18 protein-coding genes are annotated in these 18016 nt (G+C 50.4%); 4 read left to right on the plus strand and 14 right to left on the minus strand.

The window, feature by feature from the left end; translation table 11 throughout:
- Positions 1-77 precede the first annotated feature (77 nt).
- From MHH82_RS28315 to yyaC, 4 genes are all read right to left on the minus strand, one after another.
- On the minus strand, positions 78-1259 hold the full coding sequence (locus tag MHH82_RS28315) for a class I SAM-dependent methyltransferase (protein WP_251501848.1): 1182 nt from the start codon (positions 1257-1259) through the stop codon (positions 78-80).
- Between the two features lie 37 nt (positions 1260-1296).
- Positions 1297-2028 carry a DUF6483 family protein gene (locus MHH82_RS28320; protein ID WP_340968927.1) on the minus strand — a complete coding sequence of 244 codons (732 nt, stop codon included), beginning with the start codon at positions 2026-2028 and terminating at the stop codon, positions 1297-1299.
- 300 nt (positions 2029-2328) lie between these two features.
- Complete coding sequence (locus tag MHH82_RS28325) at positions 2329-3120, minus strand: alpha/beta fold hydrolase (RefSeq protein WP_340968929.1); 792 nt, start codon at positions 3118-3120, stop codon at positions 2329-2331.
- A 106-nt stretch (positions 3121-3226) separates the two neighbouring features.
- Complete coding sequence (gene yyaC / locus MHH82_RS28330) at positions 3227-3766, minus strand: spore protease YyaC (protein ID WP_251501851.1); 540 nt, start codon at positions 3764-3766, stop codon at positions 3227-3229.
- 178 nt (positions 3767-3944) lie between these two features.
- On the opposite strand from yyaC, the gene MHH82_RS28335 reads away from it, so the two are divergent.
- Entirely contained in the window at positions 3945-4172 is a 228-nt protein-coding gene (locus tag MHH82_RS28335) for a DUF1128 domain-containing protein (protein WP_015737472.1), read from the plus strand.
- A gap of 106 nt (positions 4173-4278) precedes the next feature.
- Here MHH82_RS28335 and MHH82_RS28340 read toward each other — a convergent pair whose 3' ends face one another.
- Positions 4279-4998: a pirin family protein gene (locus MHH82_RS28340; protein ID WP_015737473.1), complete on the minus strand. Its 720-nt coding sequence runs from the start codon at positions 4996-4998 to the stop codon at positions 4279-4281.
- A gap of 65 nt (positions 4999-5063) precedes the next feature.
- On the minus strand, positions 5064-6068 hold the full coding sequence (locus MHH82_RS28345) for an asparaginase (protein ID WP_015737474.1): 1005 nt from the start codon (positions 6066-6068) through the stop codon (positions 5064-5066).
- Positions 6069-6349: 281 nt separating this feature from the next.
- Here MHH82_RS28345 and MHH82_RS28350 point away from each other — a divergent pair, with 281 nt between their 5' ends.
- The 3 genes from MHH82_RS28350 to MHH82_RS28360 all read left to right on the plus strand — a co-directional run bounded on the left by MHH82_RS28350 (position 6350) and on the right by MHH82_RS28360 (position 7632).
- Positions 6350-6607, plus strand: coding sequence for a GlsB/YeaQ/YmgE family stress response membrane protein (locus tag MHH82_RS28350; protein ID WP_015737475.1), 258 nt, complete (start codon positions 6350-6352; stop codon positions 6605-6607).
- Positions 6608-6655: 48 nt separating this feature from the next.
- Entirely contained in the window at positions 6656-7066 is a 411-nt protein-coding gene (locus MHH82_RS28355; RefSeq protein WP_009594054.1) for a YtxH domain-containing protein, read from the plus strand.
- A 134-nt stretch (positions 7067-7200) separates the two neighbouring features.
- Positions 7201-7632: a DUF5665 domain-containing protein gene (locus MHH82_RS28360; protein WP_036663874.1), complete on the plus strand. Its 432-nt coding sequence runs from the start codon at positions 7201-7203 to the stop codon at positions 7630-7632.
- Positions 7633-7731: 99 nt separating this feature from the next.
- On the opposite strand, the gene MHH82_RS28365 is transcribed toward MHH82_RS28360, so the two are convergent.
- From MHH82_RS28365 to MHH82_RS28400, 8 genes are all read right to left on the minus strand, one after another.
- Positions 7732-8709: a magnesium transporter CorA family protein gene (locus MHH82_RS28365; protein ID WP_036663872.1), complete on the minus strand. Its 978-nt coding sequence runs from the start codon at positions 8707-8709 to the stop codon at positions 7732-7734.
- A 122-nt stretch (positions 8710-8831) separates the two neighbouring features.
- The gene (locus MHH82_RS28370; RefSeq protein WP_009594120.1) at positions 8832-9602 is read right to left on the minus strand and encodes a sigma-70 family RNA polymerase sigma factor; all 771 of its coding nucleotides are present in this window, start codon (positions 9600-9602) and stop codon (positions 8832-8834) included.
- Positions 9599-10048: an anti-sigma B factor RsbW gene (gene rsbW, locus MHH82_RS28375; protein ID WP_015737478.1), complete on the minus strand. Its 450-nt coding sequence runs from the start codon at positions 10046-10048 to the stop codon at positions 9599-9601. Before rsbW ends, MHH82_RS28370 begins: the two co-directional genes overlap by 4 nt.
- 32 nt (positions 10049-10080) lie before the next feature.
- Positions 10081-10404, minus strand: a complete 324-nt coding sequence (locus MHH82_RS28380) for an STAS domain-containing protein (protein ID WP_009594079.1) — start codon at positions 10402-10404, stop codon at positions 10081-10083.
- Positions 10405-10516: 112 nt separating this feature from the next.
- A complete protein-coding gene (locus tag MHH82_RS28385; RefSeq protein WP_251501854.1) occupies positions 10517-12196 on the minus strand; it encodes a response regulator in 1680 nt (559 codons plus the stop codon).
- Between the two features lie 20 nt (positions 12197-12216).
- On the minus strand, positions 12217-13089 hold the full coding sequence (locus MHH82_RS28390) for a CheR family methyltransferase (protein ID WP_036663867.1): 873 nt from the start codon (positions 13087-13089) through the stop codon (positions 12217-12219).
- Positions 13090-13149: 60 nt separating this feature from the next.
- Positions 13150-16809: a response regulator gene (locus MHH82_RS28395; protein ID WP_036663865.1), complete on the minus strand. Its 3660-nt coding sequence runs from the start codon at positions 16807-16809 to the stop codon at positions 13150-13152.
- A complete protein-coding gene (locus tag MHH82_RS28400; protein ID WP_015737482.1) occupies positions 16806-17981 on the minus strand; it encodes a PP2C family protein-serine/threonine phosphatase in 1176 nt (391 codons plus the stop codon). Before MHH82_RS28400 ends, MHH82_RS28395 begins: the two co-directional genes overlap by 4 nt.
- Between the last annotated feature and the right edge of the window lie 35 nt (positions 17982-18016).

The raw sequence follows: 18016 nt of genomic DNA on the forward strand, positions 1-18016 counted from the left end.
AGGGCGGCTCCGAAGTTCCTATTTTCCATTAAAAAAGCGATGAACGTGCGCGCTCGCACGTTCATCGCCAATCCGGTTCAACGCGATTCCATTTCCGTATTCGGGAGCAGGTCCTTGCAAGCCCGTTCAAGGTACGGCGAGGCGCTTAAAAAATCGCGAAACGCAGTATACTCCTGCCATAGTTTATTCCGGTCTCCGGCAGAACCGCTGACCGCACGGATCAAAATATTCTTGGGCGTATGTTCCATATCGATAAACTCCAGCAGCTGCGTCTTGTATCCCATCAGGTCGAGAAGCTTGGCCCGAATGGCGTCCGTGGCCAGCGCCGAGAAGCGTTCCTTCAGTATGCCGTGGGACAGCAGCGGCTCCATGACTGGGCTCTGGACTTGGGCGAACAGCTCGTGCTGGCAGCAAGGCACCGACAGAATTACCGAAGCCCCCCAGCGGACCGCTTTTTCCAGCGCCGCATCGGTTGCGGTGTCGCATGCATGCAGCGTGACCACCATATCCACCTGCTCCAGTTCGTCATAATCCGCAATGTCGCCGACAAGAAACCGCAATTGGGTATAATTCAGTTTTTTCGCCAGCATACTGCAGTGTTCGATGACATCCGCCTTGAGATCCAATCCGACAATATTCAGCTTTCTGCGCGCGGTTACCGCCAAATAGTGATACAAAGCGAAGGTCAGATAAGATTTGCCGCAGCCGAAATCGACGATCGTAAGCGGACGGTCCTCCGGCAGATGAGGGAGGACATCCTCCACCATCTCCAAGAAGCGGTTGATCTGTTTAAATTTATCGTATCTGCGGGCAAATACTTTGCCATCCTCACTCATGATGCCCAGCTCCACCAGAAACGGAACCGGCTCTCCCTCTTCAAGAATGTAGGTCTTTTTCCGGTTATGCGACAAATCCGTTTTGGTCTTCGAAGCGGATTTGGTCAGAATCGAAACCTTGTATTTCTTCGAAATCAGAACCTGATAGTCCGCTTCCGGCGTATAGATCATCGCTTGCCGGAATACATTTTCGAACATATCCAACAGTACGGCCTCCGCCTCATCCGCCGGCACATTCTGATGGGTGACCTTGGTTGCGGAATAATAAGCGAACTGATAGTGCAGCTTGTTCTTGAGCTCTACGGGCTTAACCGTTACTTTGCTGTAGGTCATGCCTTCCCGCTTGCGAAGCTGGCTTAGCGTAGCCGTAATCAATGATGCTTCTTCCATGATGTTATGAATCAATTTTCTTAATGCATCCAAAAGAGTACATCTCGCTTTCTTTTATGTTATAGACAGGTTAATCGAGGCCGGGAAACGATTTGTCTCCGTCCGCAACCGCATGCGGAAAACGACGGTGGAGCTCGTCCATGCCTTCCTCGACTTCCTCCAGCGGAAGCCCGCCTTTTGCCAAATCCTCGGGCCGTTTCTGCTGCAATCTTTGATAGAACCTTACGCCTTCGTCATATTCGATCTTACGGCTATCCAGCAACTGGTACAGGGTATTCTCCGCTTCCGCGAACATCCCCTGCTGCTCCGTATACGCATAATAATCCAGCATCGCCGTTTCGGGCCACGCGTAAGCCCTTAAACGTTCTTTCAGCAGACCGATCCGTTCCGTCAACCCGATCAGTTTCGGATCCGCCCCTTGCAGGGCTGACTTCAAATATAACTGAAAGACCTTGGTATAGAGCATAACGGCTTCTTCTTCGCGCTCAAGCTCGAGCAGCAGCGATGCTTCCTCTTCCATCAGCCTTGCGGCACTCTGCAGCTTGTCCGCTTCCAGATAACCATGATTGCGAAAGAGCTGCTCGATATCGGCTGCGGACAAGGAGCGAAGCAGCCCTGAATTCAGCCGGAACTGCCGTTTAAAAAGCTCATCCAGCTCCCATAAAGCTTCGGTATGCTTGCGCTCCTGCTTGAGCGAAAACACTTTGGCTATCATCTGTGTCATATCCTCAATAAGCCGCACAAGATAATCCCTGCGAAACATGCACTCGCCCCCAATCTGCATCCGTGCCGGATGCAGCAAATTGTTGACCTCATCTTTAACCTTCCGGCAATTCCCACTGCCGAGGACTTAGGACCGGCATGCCAGGCAGCTTCGGTGAATCCCCTGCAGGTGCATTCATGCCGGGTCTATTCCAATCCGGATCACGATTAAATTGTAGGCTATCCGGGACCAGAATTCCAGTAGCCGCCCTCCTGCCCGTTCACGCTTTGTTCAGGGCGGGGTCCGGAAACGATGGAGGGTCCACTGCAACTGCAGCCCGCAATGCAATAAACGGATACCCCGCAATAGGAGTATCCGTTTATTATAAACGATATGGATTTATTCTTGCTCCAGCCGTCCCATGAAAGCGGAAATGACTTCGCCGAGCTTCTCGGGCGTCTCCATCATACTCATATGACCCGCGCCTTCGATCACGATCCGGGTTACGTTGTCATGGTCTGTGGTAAAGGTGCGCTCCGCCGGAATCAAGCCGTCCTTCTCTCCTGCTACAAGCAGGATCGGCAGCGTGGATGCCGATAGCACATCTCGCCGGTCCGGCCGCTCGCGCATGGCCAGCGCCGCACCTATCGCACCTTGCGGCGGCGTAAGGTAACCGATCTCCTTCGCCCGCTGAATGCATTCCGGCTTGGTTTCCTTCGTATCCGGAGCAAACAAGCCCGGCACCAATCCGTCAACAAAAGCCGTAATGCCCTCCCCTTGGATGGTGCTGACCGCTTTCACCCGTTTCTCCTTCGCTTCATCCGAATCCGGATAGCCCGTAGAATGGATCAGGCCAAAGCCGTTCAATCGAGAAGCGTGACGCTGGGCGAAGGAGAGCGTTATATATCCTCCGAGGGAATGACCGAGCAACGCCGCCTTCGGAATATCGAGCTCATCCATCAATAGCAGGACGTCATCCGCCATTTGTTCGATGGTATACGATCCCATCGGTGCATCGGACCGCCCGTGACCCCGGAGATCCGGTACAATGACTCTGAAACCTTGAAGATATGGCAGTACCTGTTCCCAGTAAGCGGAGCTTCCGCAGAAACCGTGAAGCAGAATGACCGGCTCACCTTGTCCCTGATCCACGTAGCAAATCGTGCTGCCGTTGCATTGTACTTTTTCCATAGCGATACCCTTCTTTCTATTCAGCGATGCCCTAGGATAGACACCCATTATTTTATAAAGAATGAACTATTATTAAACTAAAACAACCCCGGTTGAAACGCGTGTCTTACGGACTAAGGCCAAAGGCCGCAGCCGCTTGCTTCGCTATCTGCTCCGCCATTCCCATGACCTGGTAAAGGGACGTCACTTGGAGGGTCCAATACGGCTTCGGTCCATGAACGTTCACGACCGCTGCCACGCTGTAGTCTCCCACTGCCGGCAACTTCCCGCCGACGGATTGGGCCGGCGCCAGCGGACCTTCGCTTGCAAAGAAATAACCGACGGAAGAGGATTGTCCCAAGCAAGCATCAATGGCAATAACCACCTGATCCTCGGGTATGCCTTGAAGCTTTGCCTCAAGATTGAAAGCATCACAGGGTTCGGGCAGCGTGCCGATCACCTGCGGAAAACCGTATTCCACAAGCCGGCTTCCAGTCAACGGACCGAGCGCATCACCTGTGGAACGGTCGGTGCCAATACATAAAAATACGATGCTGCCCAGCGCATGGCGCCGCGAAATCCCCAGAAAAAAACCGGCCAGTTCATGGCCCGACATCTTGGCTTTGGCAGCATGCACGCTTGGCGTCTTGCCGGCTTGTTCGCTCATGACGGACCTCCTTGATTAAATGGTTCGATGATTAGCATCGCTGACGGTGAAGCGTTTTTTTCTGATTTTAACCTATCTTCCTCACCGATGGCAAAAACATTGGTCGAGCCGCACGCTAACATGTTACAATACAGGGATGAAAATCGTAAATCCGCCTAAGAGAGGATGGTGTTATTCCATGGATTTGAGTGAAAAATCCCAAGCCAATGTCGAGTATATGATCGAACAGATTAAAACGAAGCTACGGATGGCTACAGGCGCTGCCATGCAGGCCTCTGCCTTCTCGGTTAACCAATATGATGATATTTATGATCTGTACGATATGGTCATGAATAAACAGAATCTTAGTATTTCGGAAGTGGAAGCCGTTGTATCCGAGCTTGGACAGCTCCGCGGAAACCAGTAGGACTGTATCTTCACGTACTTTGAGTGTATTCTTTAGAAGCGCTTTTGTCATGACAAAAGCCCCGGGTACTTGCGAATCTCGCAAATCCCGGGGCTTTCTGTTTACGTTATGGCATATCGATAAGGACCATTTCCGAGCTCCCCTCACTGGAGTTCCCCCGGAAGGTCAACTCATGACGACGCTGTATCCTTGCCGCATCGCCCGCCTTAATATCGAATACGCCGTCTTCCGATGATATTTCGACATGACCGTTTATGACATATAGATGCATTCTACGATCCCCGGCCAGACTGTACGTCAGTTCTTGTCCGGTCTCCAGTATGCTGCTGTACATCACAACATCCAGCGACTGGGGCAGGCTCGACTTACCATTGCCTGAACCGATGATCGGAAGCATCTGGTTCAATTGCTGTTCTTTTGTAAAATTGCTTTGGTGGTGACTGGTCTCAAGGCCCGGCTCCGCGGGCAGAAACCACATTTCCAGATAGCGTACGTCCTCCGAAGAGGAGGCATTCCTCTCGGCATGGTACACGCCGGAGCCTGTATTCACGACATGAATCGTACCGGGCGTAAGCTCCATGAGCTTCCCTGTATCATCTTCATACGTCAACGTGCCTTCCAGCACCAAATGCACAATCACCAAATCATGATGAAACCTTCGATCAAACCCCTCCATCGGTTGGAGAACATATTCATTATGCGCCAGAAGGCTTCCAAAGTGCTCGTTATGCGGGTCTATATAATCACCAAAAGAAAAGCTGAATTCGCTGTGAATACCGTCTTCATGGGTAGTATGTCTTTCCGCTGCCGTCATGATTTTAATCATGGCCGGTCACCTCCGCCTTTTTTACTATTCAATACCCCGGCGGTTTCCGGTCTAATCAGTCGCCTTTAAGCGTGGAGCAGCTTAAATCCGGTTTCTACCCTGCCTACTCGAAGACCCTCATCATTATATAAATCCTTAGGATATGCAGCTTTCAGCCGTTCGATGGTCGCTTTGCTGCCATAGCCGATTTGTTCCAATATGGACTCCGCGATCCAGCCCCATTCTTCCTCGGAGCCGTCCGAAATTTTGAAAGAGATGCCGAGCCGCTCCTTCTTAAGACCGAAACAGTACACTCCCTTGAAGCCGCCCTTGGCCACAATATTAGGATCTTCCAGAAGAAGGGTATCCACTTTGTGTTTACCCGCCACCATATAAGGGGCTGCATGCATGGCCTTCGTGATTTGCATGACCGCTTTTCGCGTCGGCTCGTCCTCTATGAGGTCCGGGCATGCAAGCTTCATGTAGGCTGTTGCCAAAGCGCGGAGCGGCATGGCGAATACCGGCAGTCCGCATCCATCGGTTCCCAGTTTAACATCGCCGGGAGCCAATCCCGCCAAATAGGCGACCGTCCGAAGGATTTCCTGCTGCAGCGGATGTTCCGGCTGATCGTATCCCGTCAACGGATATCCCGCCATCTGGCAGTAGGCCAGCATGCCATAATGCTTGCCGGAGCAGTTATGGTACCATTTACTTTTATCGCCGCCGCCTCGCAAAAGTGTTTCTTTGCTTCCTTCGTCCAGCGGCCAGCTGGATGCGCACACCATGTGGGTTTCGCTGATGCCCGCCTTGCGTGCAAAACGCTCCAACACTTCCACATGAGCCTGCTCCGCACGATGCGAAGCCGTCATGATCGCAATTTCCTCATCGGACAGTCCGTAATGATCGGCCAGCCCGCCGCGAATAGAAGGAATCGCCTGCATCGGCTTGGCCGAAGAACGCGTAAATGCGACATAATCCGGATCTCCCGCATAAGCCTCGACCTTACCTTGTTCATTCACAATACATATATGTCCATTGTGGACGCACTCCAAGATGTCCGCCCGATATTCCTTCACCAATACACTGTCCATGTTGAATAACTCCTTCTATATACCGTCTGTTACGTATGATGCCTTGAGAAGCCTGTATGCTTGCATCTCTCCGAGATCACGCTTATTCGAGAATGATTGCAAATCTGTATTCAGTATAGTACAAAAAACTGCAATTGACAGCAGGATACGTTCCATAGAGGACGGACATTTCATTTATCTCCCGTTTTGCACGTCTCCTGTTTCATGGTGTGGCCTTGCGTTTAATTACGAGATAAGCAAGCCCACTCGAAACACATTGCTCTGAAAAAGGAGGCGATCGTATGTGGGGAATCATCATCAGCATCGTGATGGCAATCATCATCGGGATAATCGGGGATGCGCTGGTCGGTCATGAAATGCCGGGCGGAATTATCGGTTCCATGATCGCAGGTTTCATAGGCGCATGGCTCGGACCGTGGCTCTTCGGAGCATGGGGTCCTGTCATAGGCGGATTTGCCATTGTACCCGCAATCATCGGTACGGCCATCTTTGTATTCCTGCTCGGTCTTGTTGCCAAGTTGTTTAGACGCACAGCCTGATCCTCGTGTTTATATTCATTTTTATATTAACTAAAAGGAGTGAAAGTTATGAATAACGCAGAACAAGAATACCCAGTACAAAGCGGTTCCACATTCTTCAAAGGTGCTTTTATCGGTGCCTTGGTCGGAGCGGCGGCAGCTCTGTTGTTCGCTCCAAAGCCAGGCCGCGAGCTTCGCGGGGATTTATCCGAGAAGCTGAGCATGGTGTCGGATAAAACCAAAGAAGTCGCTTATACCGTAGGCGATAAAGCTTCTGAACTGGCAAAAACGGTAGGAAGCAAAGCCTCCGATGTCATGGCCACCGTGAACGAAGGCCGCCAAAGCATTATGTCCAGCGTCAAGGAAGCATCGGCAGACGTGTCGAGCGAGGTTTCAAGTGCTTCCAAAGATGTGAAGGATAAAGCGATGGACACCTCTTCCGAAGTCAGCCGTGAAATGAAAACGACAACGAATTATTAATTCGTAGGGTCACGAATAGCCAGCTGACGCAGCTGGCTATTTTTGTGCCAGATCCGGCACGTTGTCTTATCAACATCGTATGGATTCCGAAGTGAAATGAAACGGCGCATCTGCCTGGAAAGCGGGGATATTTCATGAGTAAAGCAAACCCATATCATGGCGGCTCCGGCTTCTCAACCCGAAGCGGCAGTCGTTCGACACGAAACGAGGAACAACGAGTGCAATCCGAATCATCCAGGGAAAGACACTCGAAAGAGGCCGATGAGGTGCAGGAGCATCCCTTTGAGCTTAGGCACGAAGTGAAGAAATTGAACACGCGACTGGACAAAATCGCCGCTACGCTGGAGAAGTCCGAAATGAAGGACATGATCGATAATTACATGAATCCCAAGAAACGCATCATTGCCAACCTCACTGCCGGCCTGGCCCGGGGGTTGGGCTTAACCCTTGGCACGGCTCTCGTGCTGGGTCTTCTGGGTTATATTCTCAGCTTCTTTGTCAATGTGCCGATGATAGGGGATTTCATCTCGAACCTGCAGGGATATATTGAACAATCCAAATCCTAATTCGTCTCTTTTACCTGAACAAGCCCGGTACCTTTAACGGTTACCGGGCGATTGTGATGAGTTATTGCTGCACTGCTTATGCAAGCGTGTACTTCGTACTCAAATATTCCTGTTTTTGGACTTTACTTGAAGCAGGTCCCCCGTCCATCCCTTCGCACGCATCCAAAGGTACATCCCTCCGGTCCAGAGCAGGGTGAAGCCAATGACTGCCGTGAAGCCCCAGAACGTCTTAATGCCGGGCAAGTTCTCGAAATTCATGCCCCATACGGCCCCGATCACGGTTGCCGGTGTGAATACGACCGTAAAGATGGTCAAGGTCTTCATGATTTCATTGCCGCGGAACGCCGAGATGGCATCATCTATGGATACCAGCGTATCGATTTCGCGCTCATAGTGATAAATCAGCCTTTCCATTCTTTCTACTCGATGCAGGAGCTGTTGAAACGAGCGGCTGGCATCCAGCTCGCCGTGATACCCTTCCTTCGCCGCAGCGATCAGCTCCTGAAAAGGAATAAACAGGTTGCTCCATTCCAGCAGCTCAAACCTTGACGAGAGAATGTTATCCATTAAAGATCTTCGGTTGCGTGTACGCATATCCTTTTCGACAAGACGCAGGTTATGTTCGAATTGATCCATTCCTGCATGGTAATAATGCAGAATGGCCCGGGCCAATACAAACAGGCCGTCTACGGGCCGCTCGCATTGATGAAGCATCGAGGCTCTATCGGCCTTGGCCATCACGCTGCGGGTATGCTCATCCAAATTAATGGTGATCAGCACTTGAGCATCCACATAGAAATAGAACTGTTCCGACTTATGATGCTCGTGTTCATTCGTAACCTTATAAAGCATGGACCCCATAATGACCGCCTCCACCCCATCCTTGAAACGAACGGATAAGTAATTCCGATCCTTTAACGACGGTGCCAGATTAAACCATTCGGCTGTATAAGGATAGCGTGACCGAAGCTCGCCGATCCAGGAGGATTGCCAGTTATCGGTTCGGACATCGTGCCATTGCCACCCCCCTGCAAAATCATAAATATCCTGACCTTCTGTCGTATCCGGCCCAAGCATGATTTCCTTGCCACTCCCTTCGATAAATACGGATATTAGGTTTCAAAAAAGGCACGCATTCCTGTGATGGAGGAAGCGTGCCTTATGTTGCTATACGTCTGTCTCTACGAAGCTTGTCCATATCAATACGAAGAATTGGACATGATTTGCTTCAGTTTTTCCGTTGCCCGCTTCTGGATACGCGAGACACTCATTTGCGACACGCCTAACCTTTGAGCGATCGCTCGTTGGGACTGCCCCTCCTGAAATGCCAGCAGCAGCACCTTCTGCTCCTGCTCCTTCAGCTGGCTCATCGCCTGTTGAAGATCCATGCGCTTCTCGACGGAATCAAAGTCATTTACGTCCGAACTGATCAGCTCTCCAAGCGTTGCCCCGGTTTCTTCCTGAGACAATGGGGAATCCAATGATACATAATGATAGCATTCCCTTCCCGCCAACACTTCAACGGTTTCCTCAACGGAAAGATCCAGGTAGGATGCAATCTCATTCACATCAGGAGATCGTTCAAGCTTCACCATTAATTCATCAATCGCTTGCTGGACCAAGGCCCCCTTCTCCTTGATTCGTCTTGGCACTTGAATGTACCATGATTTATCGCGGAGGAAGTTTTTCATATGCCCGATCATACTCTTCATGGCGTAGGGCTCAAACGGAATCCCCAGGCTAATGTCGTATTGCTGAAGCAAACGGATTAATGCCATTTGACCAACCTGATATAAATCCTCATACAGATCGGGCCGATTCCGGGCAATTTTGCCTGCTGCCATCTTGACCATCGGTTCATATTTTTTAATCAGCACCGTTGCGATATCGTTATCCTTCGTCTGCTGATACTGTTCTATTAAATGAACTGCTTCATCTCTGGACTCTTGGGGAGTCGCCTTATCACTCATACTGGCTCCTCGCTTCTTGCGAGCCGCTTCGTCAGCGTAACCTCGGTTCCCTTTCCAGCCTGGTTTGTCACGCTCACCTCGTCCATAAGCGCCTCCATCAGGTAGAAGCCAAGTCCTCCGATTTGGACCTCGCTGAGATCTTTATCATGAAGTGTACGATCGCCAACCGCCCCCACACTGTCGAAACTCTCCCCTTCGTCTCTGACCGTAATGGATAGCGACTCGCCGGTCACTTGAAATAAAACCTCTACCATTCCGCCTTCCTGGCTATAAGCATATAAAACCGAGTTGTTACAGGCCTCCGACACCGCAACCTTCATATCTTCGATCTCTTCATAGGAAAAGCCCATCTTGGAAGCTATCCCGTATAGATTCAATCTTACAATATCCACGTATTCAGCACTGGCAGGCAAATTAAGTGTTATTCTTTGTACATCTGAATTCATTCTTTTCGATCCTTTCCTATTGGGAATTCTTCTTACGACTGAAAGAACTTCGCAATACCCGTCATATCGAACAGCTTTTGAATTTGCGGCGGAACTTCCTCAACTGCAAAGCGTGCTTCCATGCCATGTCTGGCTTTCAGTATCGACAGAAGAATACCAATGCCCGTACTATCAATATATGTCATGTCCTTCATGTTGACGATCAAGTCTACTTCGGAATTGCCGACAAGAGGCTCCATTACCAATCGAAAATCCGGAGCGACGGACAAATCAAGTTCACCGCTCAAAAATACAGTGCATACGCCCTCGTTCATTTGGGTCTTGGCATTGAACTTATCATTCGTTTTTGTATTCATAGACACTCTCTCCCAATAATTTGTTTTCCCTTTACATAACCCGTTATCTCGCTTGTTGAAACAGGTTAACGAGGGATAAAGACGCGCTAATATATGGAAAACGATTCATTCACTAGCCGTTGATGATCCGGACTTGGCTTGGGCTGATGTCCCACCCGTCCGGCTCTACCGGCATATAACGGGATATCAGGTGCTTTACACAGCTGATTTTGACCGGTTTGCTGATATATTCATTCATGCCGGCATCAAAGCAGCGCTTCTGAATCCCGTCCATGACATTGGCTGTCATCGCAACGAGTACGGGAGCGTCCGCTTCCGGCTTCATCTGGCGGATGAGGCGAGCGGCCTCCAAACCGTCCATGACCGGCATTTGCAAATCCATAAAGATCATGTCGTAAGCTTTAGGCCCGGCAGCCATCTCAACGGCCTGCCTGCCGTCTTCGGCCATATCCGCAATCATTCCCATCTTTTCAAGCATGCTCTCCATCAGCTTTCGATTAATCGGATGGTCGTCCACGATCAGAATGTTCGGCTGTCTTCCCCCATGCACCCGATATTTGTCCGAACGTTCCTCTTCCCGTAGCCGAGGATGCTCCTCCTCATGCGTGTGAACGCAGATCGTGAATACGAAGGTGGCTCCCTCCCCTTCCTTGGAGTCAACCTCGATCTCTCCGCCCATCATCTGCACAAGCGATTTACAGATCGCTAGCCCCAGACCTGTTCCGCCGTAGCGTCTGGTCATCGAGGAATCCAGTTGAGAGAACGGCTTGAACAGCCGGTCAAGCTTCTTCGATGAGATACCGATTCCCGTATCTTTTACCGTGAATTCAAGCGTTAATCGATTCTCTTCAGCCTTGGCAAGCGAAACAACCAAATACACGCCGCCCTCATTCGTAAATTTTACGGCATTGGATACCAAATTCACCAATACTTGACGCAGGCGCCCCATATCGCCGAATACCATCGAAGGGATTTGATCCTCGATATAATACGTAAGCTCCAGGTTTTTCTTGGAGGCTTCTCCGGAGAACAAACCGAACACTTCCTGAACGCAGGACTTAAGATCAAACGGATATTCCTCCAGCTCCATTTTGCCGGATTCCATCTTGGAGAAATCCAGAATGTCATTAATGATGTTAACCAAGGCATCCGCACTGTTGCGGATAATCGTGGCATATTCACGCTGTTCATCCTGAAGCTCGCTGTCCATCAGCAAATCAATCATCCCGATGACGCCATTCATCGGCGTTCGGATCTCATGACTCATCATCGCCAGAAACTCGGTTTTGGCTTTGGCGGCAATCTCGGCTTCTTCCTTGGCCAGCACTAGCTCTTGATTAATCTTTTCCAGTTCCTGAGTCTTCTGGTGTAATTGCGCGGACTGGATCTTCAGCCTGTTATTGGTCCGATACATATCGACAAAACCCTCGATCTTGGATTTCAAGATTTGAGGGATGAAGGGTTTAACCATATAGTCGATTGCACCGGCGGAGTATCCCGCAAAAAGATGCTCCGCGTCCTTGCTGTTTGCGGAAATGAATATTATCGGAATATCCTTGGTTTTGTCTCTCGCCTTGATCAGCCTTGCCGTTTCAATGCCGTCCATGCCGGGCATTTGGACATCAAGAACAATCACGGCAAAATCATACTTCAAGAGATATCGCAAAGCCTCTTCGCCCGAAGTAGCTTTAATGAGCGTGTATTGTTCGCTGTCCAGAACAGCTTCGAGTGCAAGTAAGTTTTCAGGGCGGTCATCTACCAACAGAATATGAATCGGTTCGTGAAACCCCATGAGATCCTCCTACAAAACTTCTATTTAATCTTTCGATAAATTTTCTCGACGCGGTCCAGTGTCTCATAAGCTTCGCTATAATTCGTAAAGTGTATGGACTCTTTGGCGCCCAGGACGAGAATACCGAAATGGCTTAGACTCTCGTGAAACAATCCGTGCACGTGATCCCGCAGCTGGTCATTAAAATAAATCATGACATTCCGGCAAAAAATCACGTTAAACTCGTTAAAGGAACGGTCCGTTGCCAAATTGTGCTCGGCAAATATCATGTTTTTCTTCAAAAACGGCTGAAAAATAACCGAGTTGTACTTCGCGGTATAATATTCGGAGAACGAGCGGGTACCGCCCGCCTCCAAGTAATTCTTCGTATATTGCTTCATGCGTTTGATATCGAATACGCCTTCCTTGGCCTGCTGGAGCGAACGCGAATTCATGTCCGTCGCATAAATCCGGGATTTTTCATACAACCCCTCTTCATGAAGCAAAATGGCCATGGAATACACTTCTTCTCCGGTTGAGCAGCCTGCATGCCAAATCCGTATATACGGATACGTACGAAGCAATGGAACCACCGACTGCCTGAATGTCAGGAATAGTTTCGGATCCCTGAACATTTCCGTAACAGGAATCGACAAATTATATATGAGCCGCTCAAAACATGAACGGTCGTGCAGTACTTTGTCTTGGAGGGCAGAAATCGTGGAAACACCCTCTGCATGAACATGATGCCAGATTCTCCGCCTCAACGAAGGAATGGCGTAATTTCGAAAATCGTAACCATAGAATCGATGAATGCCATCCAAAAGAAGTTCAATCTCGATTTGTTCCAGTTCACGCTCGCTATTCTCTGTCAACAACAGTTGTTCTGATTCCATATGGTCACTAGATGACATTACGCTTGCACCGCTTTCCGAGTGTTTATTTGCTACTTGTACTTTACCCACAAAAGCGGCTTACGAATACAACCAAACCCTCATTAGGGAAAGAAGTTGCTCTGTCTGAATCGGCTTCTTCATATAATCGGAAGCACCCGCTTCAATGCATTTCGCGCGGTCCTCTTTCATGGCTTTGGCCGTCAGGGCAATAATCGGCAATTTGTCGAATTCCGGCATTTCGCGTAAGCGGCGCATCGCCTCATAACCGTCCATCTCCGGCATCATCATATCCATTAACACCAGATCGAAATCCGGATTCTGCTGAAGGAGCTCGATCGCTTCCCGGCCGTTCTCGGCAAAGGTTACTTCCATATTGTATCCCTCCAGCACGCTGGAGAGGGCAAACACGTTGCGGATATCGTCATCCACAAGCAGAATTTTCTTGCCCTCAAACAGTTCTTCCTTGTTGTGCAGCTTCTGCAGGATTTTACGTTTATCCTCCGGCAAATCGGCCTCAACCCGATGCAGGAACAGCGTCGTTTCATCCAAAAGCCGTTCTGGTGACTTCACGTCCTTAATGATGATCGACTCCGCATATTTGCGAAGCTGCATCTCTTCCTTCGAATCCAAATCCTTGCCGGTGTAAATAATAATCGGCAGATCCACCAGGTTCTCGTCATCGCGAATCTGATCAAGCAGTTCAAAGCCCGTCATATCCGTCAGCATCAGATCAAGCACCATGCAATCATAGCGCTGCTTACGCAGCTCGCTAAGCGCCTCGGCGCCCGTGGATGCCGCCGTAATCGACACATCGTCATGACCGATCAATTCGATAATGGAATTCCGCTGAATATCGTCATCCTCGACAATCAAGAGATGTTTCATCGACTTTTCCGCATAGGATTGGATATGCGTAAACGCGTCCTCCAGCGCTTCCCGGCTTGAAGGTTTCTTCAGGTAAGCGATCGCTCCCATCATTAAGCCTTGCTTCACTTCATCCACAACGGAGATGACATGCACCGGAATATGGCGGGTAACCGCAGAGCTCTTCAGCTCGCCCATGACGGACCAGCCGTCGATTACCGGGAGCTGGATATCCAGAATGATGGCATCCGGTCTGTACGACTTGGCCATCTCCAGTCCGATGTCACCCTGCAGTGCGACCAAAGCCTTGAAGCCGCGGCCTCTGGCCATATCGAGCAGGATTCTGGCAAACTTCACGTCATCCTCAATGATGAGCAGCACTTTATCCGTCGGCCCGAGCTGGTTACGATCATCGTCTACCTGTATGGCAGGCTGAACCTCTTTCGTAACCATCTTGGCTTTCGGTACGATCAGAGAGCTCTCAGGCGGTGCCTCCATCGCTGCGGCCGCTTCCTTCGCACCGTCAGCCACTTCTGGATGGCTTGCCGGCAGGAAGAGGGTGAAGCAGCTTCCTTTGCCTTCCTCCGATTCAACCGTAATGCCCCCGCCCAACAGGCGGGAAAGCTCGCGGCTGATGGAAAGGCCAAGCCCGGTCCCGCCGTATTTGCGGCTAGTGGTACCGTCCACCTGCTGGAAGGCTTCAAAGATCAGATCCGTTTTGTCTGCCGGAATGCCGATTCCGGTATCTTTGACAGCGAAGGCCACATAGTCCGATTCGGCATTTAGGTAAACCGGAAGCTTGTCCTTGTCGGCCTTTTCCACCTGCAGCTCGACAGAGCCGCTATTCGTAAACTTGAAAGCATTCGATAACAGGTTGCGCAGAATTTGCTTCACGCGATGACTGTCCGTCACGATGCTTTGCGGGATATCCTCTTCAATATGCACGCCCAAATTGATATGCTTGCGCGATGCCACCGCGGCGAAATTCTGCTCCACGAAGGCTTCGATATCCGGAAGCTGGACGTCTTCATAGTTGATTTCCATTTTCCCGGCGTCCACTTTCGATAAGTCGAGAATTTCATCAATCATTTTGAGAAGGTCGGAGCCCGACATGTAAATCGTCTGTGCATATTCAATCTGCTTGGAGCTTAGGTTCCCATCCTTGTTCTCAGACAGAAGCTGCGACAATATCAACAGGCTGTTAAGAGGGGTGCGCAGCTCGTGGGACATGTTCGCCATGAACTCCGACTTGTATTTGGTTGTAATCGAGAGCTGTTTCGCTTGCTGCTCGAGCTGCACTCGCGCCTTCTCGATTTCATCGTTCTTCTCTTCCACTTCCTGCACTTGCTCCTCAAGCGCACGCGTCTTGGCAACAAGCTCGGTATTGTAGTGCTCCAGCTCTTCCTGCTGGCGCTGCAGCAGGTCCTCGGAACGCTTGAGGGCATTGGTCTGCTCCTCCAGATTCTCGTTGGTACGGCGAAGCTCTTCCTGCTGCGTCTGAAGCTCTTCCGATTGAACCTGAAGCTCCTCGGTCATGGCCTGGGATTCGCGCAGCAGCTGCTCTACCCGCAGTCGGCCTGTGATGTTGTTCAGAATGATCCCGAGGGACTGGCTTAGCTGAGACATCAACTGCTCCTGCAAAGATGTCGTTTCCTCGAACGAAGCCAACTCGACGACGCCCAGCACTTCATTCTCGAACAGAATCGGGTAGATCATAATGGATACGGGCTTGGAAGCTCCCCAAGCGGATTCCACCTTCATGTAGTCATCCGGCGCGCTTTTCAGTACGACCGGTTTCTTGTCGAGCGCCGCCTGGCCTACAAGCCCTTCCCCGATCATGAACGCAACCTTCGGCTCTTCTCCGCCTTCATGGGCATAGGAGCCTTTCATCTCCAATTTGTTCGGATGTTTGTCTTCCTGACGGATATAGATGGCTCCGTAATGAGCTCCCAAGATCGGCGTGAATTCGCTGATGAACCGCTGGCCGACCTCTTCCAGGGAATTGATTCCTTCCAGCAGCTCGGTGACTCTGGCCATGTTAGAGTTCAGCCAGGATTGATCACGCTGCGCCTGGAGATAGGTCTCCTCGATGCGCTGCTTCTCGATGATGTCTTCGGACAAGTCTTTGAATACTCGAGCTACGTCCCCAAACTCGTCCTTGGACGTAACCTTGATACGGCGGATGGCCTTCAGCCTGCCTTCGCCGAAGCTCTTCAGCATCATGGAGACCACGTTGATGCCCCGGGTAATGCTTGGGAGAATCCATAGAATGACCAACATTCCGATAAGAAGCCCGCCGGCCATGATGTAGATGAATATTTGCACGGAGCGGTCGTAAGCGGCTTTCGCTGCGGCTATATCATCATTGATCTTCTGATTCTCGTAGCTGCTAAGCTCGTTCAGGCTGATCAGCATCTCCTCCTGGACTGATTGCCCGGTGGAATTACGGAGTGCGTTGGCCCCATCTGCGTCGCTGGTAGAGAGCAGTTCCAGCGTCTTGTTCTGATACACGATATATTCGTTAACCGCACGCTCGATCCGGACCAGCAATTGCTGTTCCTCTGCGGTATTTACGCTTTCCTTGATGGCCCTAAAATACTCCTCCGTCTGCGCCGTCATCGTCTCGATTTCCTGTTTGGACACCGTATACGTAGACGGATCGTTGCTCAGGATCATATTCGTAAGCTCTCGCGCCATATTGTTGACTTCTCCGCGCATGCCGCTGGAGTTTCGCACCTTCTGGTAACGCTCCTGATAGATTTGGTCCATCTGGTTGTTCATATAACTGATCCGGTCGTACCCGATCAGAGTCAATACCAGCATAAGCGCCAGTAATGTTGTAAACCCAATGACTAACTTGCTCTTCAGCTTCATTGATTGGTTTCCTCTCCTTTTTTAAGAGATATCCAAACTAGGCATTTATCGTCCTCTCGCTCCTGCGATGGATCATCCACAAAATACTGTTCCTTCATTTCGTCTTCTCTCCAATGGTGAGGGCCGCCCAAATGCGTCTTCAGGTAATCCAGTTTCTCGTCATGTCCGCCCTCTACCAGTTCGAGCAGGCCATCCGTATACATAACCAAATGACCTTCGCCTTCATAATGAAAGCTTCTTGGCTCCATGTCCTCGATCCGGTCGAACAAGCCAACCGGGCAGCAACCTTGATCCAGCGTCATGACCTCGCCGTCCTCTTTGAAGAACAGAGCCGGGGGATGTCCTGCGTTGACATAGTCCACCCGCTTCAAACGAGTGTCCACGACAAGATAGATGGCCGTAAAATAGTACTGAATCAGCTGTTCGCCCAGGTTCAACTGATTGAATCTGCGATTCAATTCTTGAACCACCTTCTCCGGTTCGACATAAGTCGTCACCGTATCCTTCAGCACCGAAGCGATGAACATGCAAAACAGGGACGAAGTAATCCCGTGTCCCATCATATCCAGCAGAATCACGCCATAACGTCCGTCACCTAGCGGAAACCATGCATACAAATCTCCCGCAAGCTCTGCCGAGGGCTGGTACAGGGCATGAATCTCCAGCTGTTCATCTTCGATGGGCGAGCTTAACACGGCATTCTGAACCATGGCCGCAAGCTTCAATTCCGCCTGGACCCGCTGTTCCCTTTCAATATGCCAGTCTTTCTCGTGCTTCAACCGAAGCGCGAGGCGTATCCGCGCCATCAGCTCCACCTTGTTGATCGGTTTCGTGACGTAATCGACGGCACCGGCATCCAGCGCTTCCGCCAGCTTCTTCGAATCTCCGACGGCGGTGACCATAATGATCGGTATATCTTTCAAATGCTCGTATTGCTGAACAATACGGCAAGCTTCTATTCCATCCATCTCAGGCATCATCATATCGAGCAGCACCAAATCGATATCCGCCCTACGGGGATTCGGATCATGGCTGCGATCGCCGATCCCCAGGTGTTCCAGCATTTCCAGGGCTGAAGATGCAGATAGTGTATTTTGATAATTTTCCTTCTTCAAGATTTCTCGAATAATAATGACGTTAGTCGGATTGTCATCTACGATTAATATTCTCATTGCCCTCTCCTTTAACGTTACGGCTTATGCGACAG

The sequence above is a fragment of the Bacillus sp. FSL K6-6540 genome, from assembly GCF_038007545.1.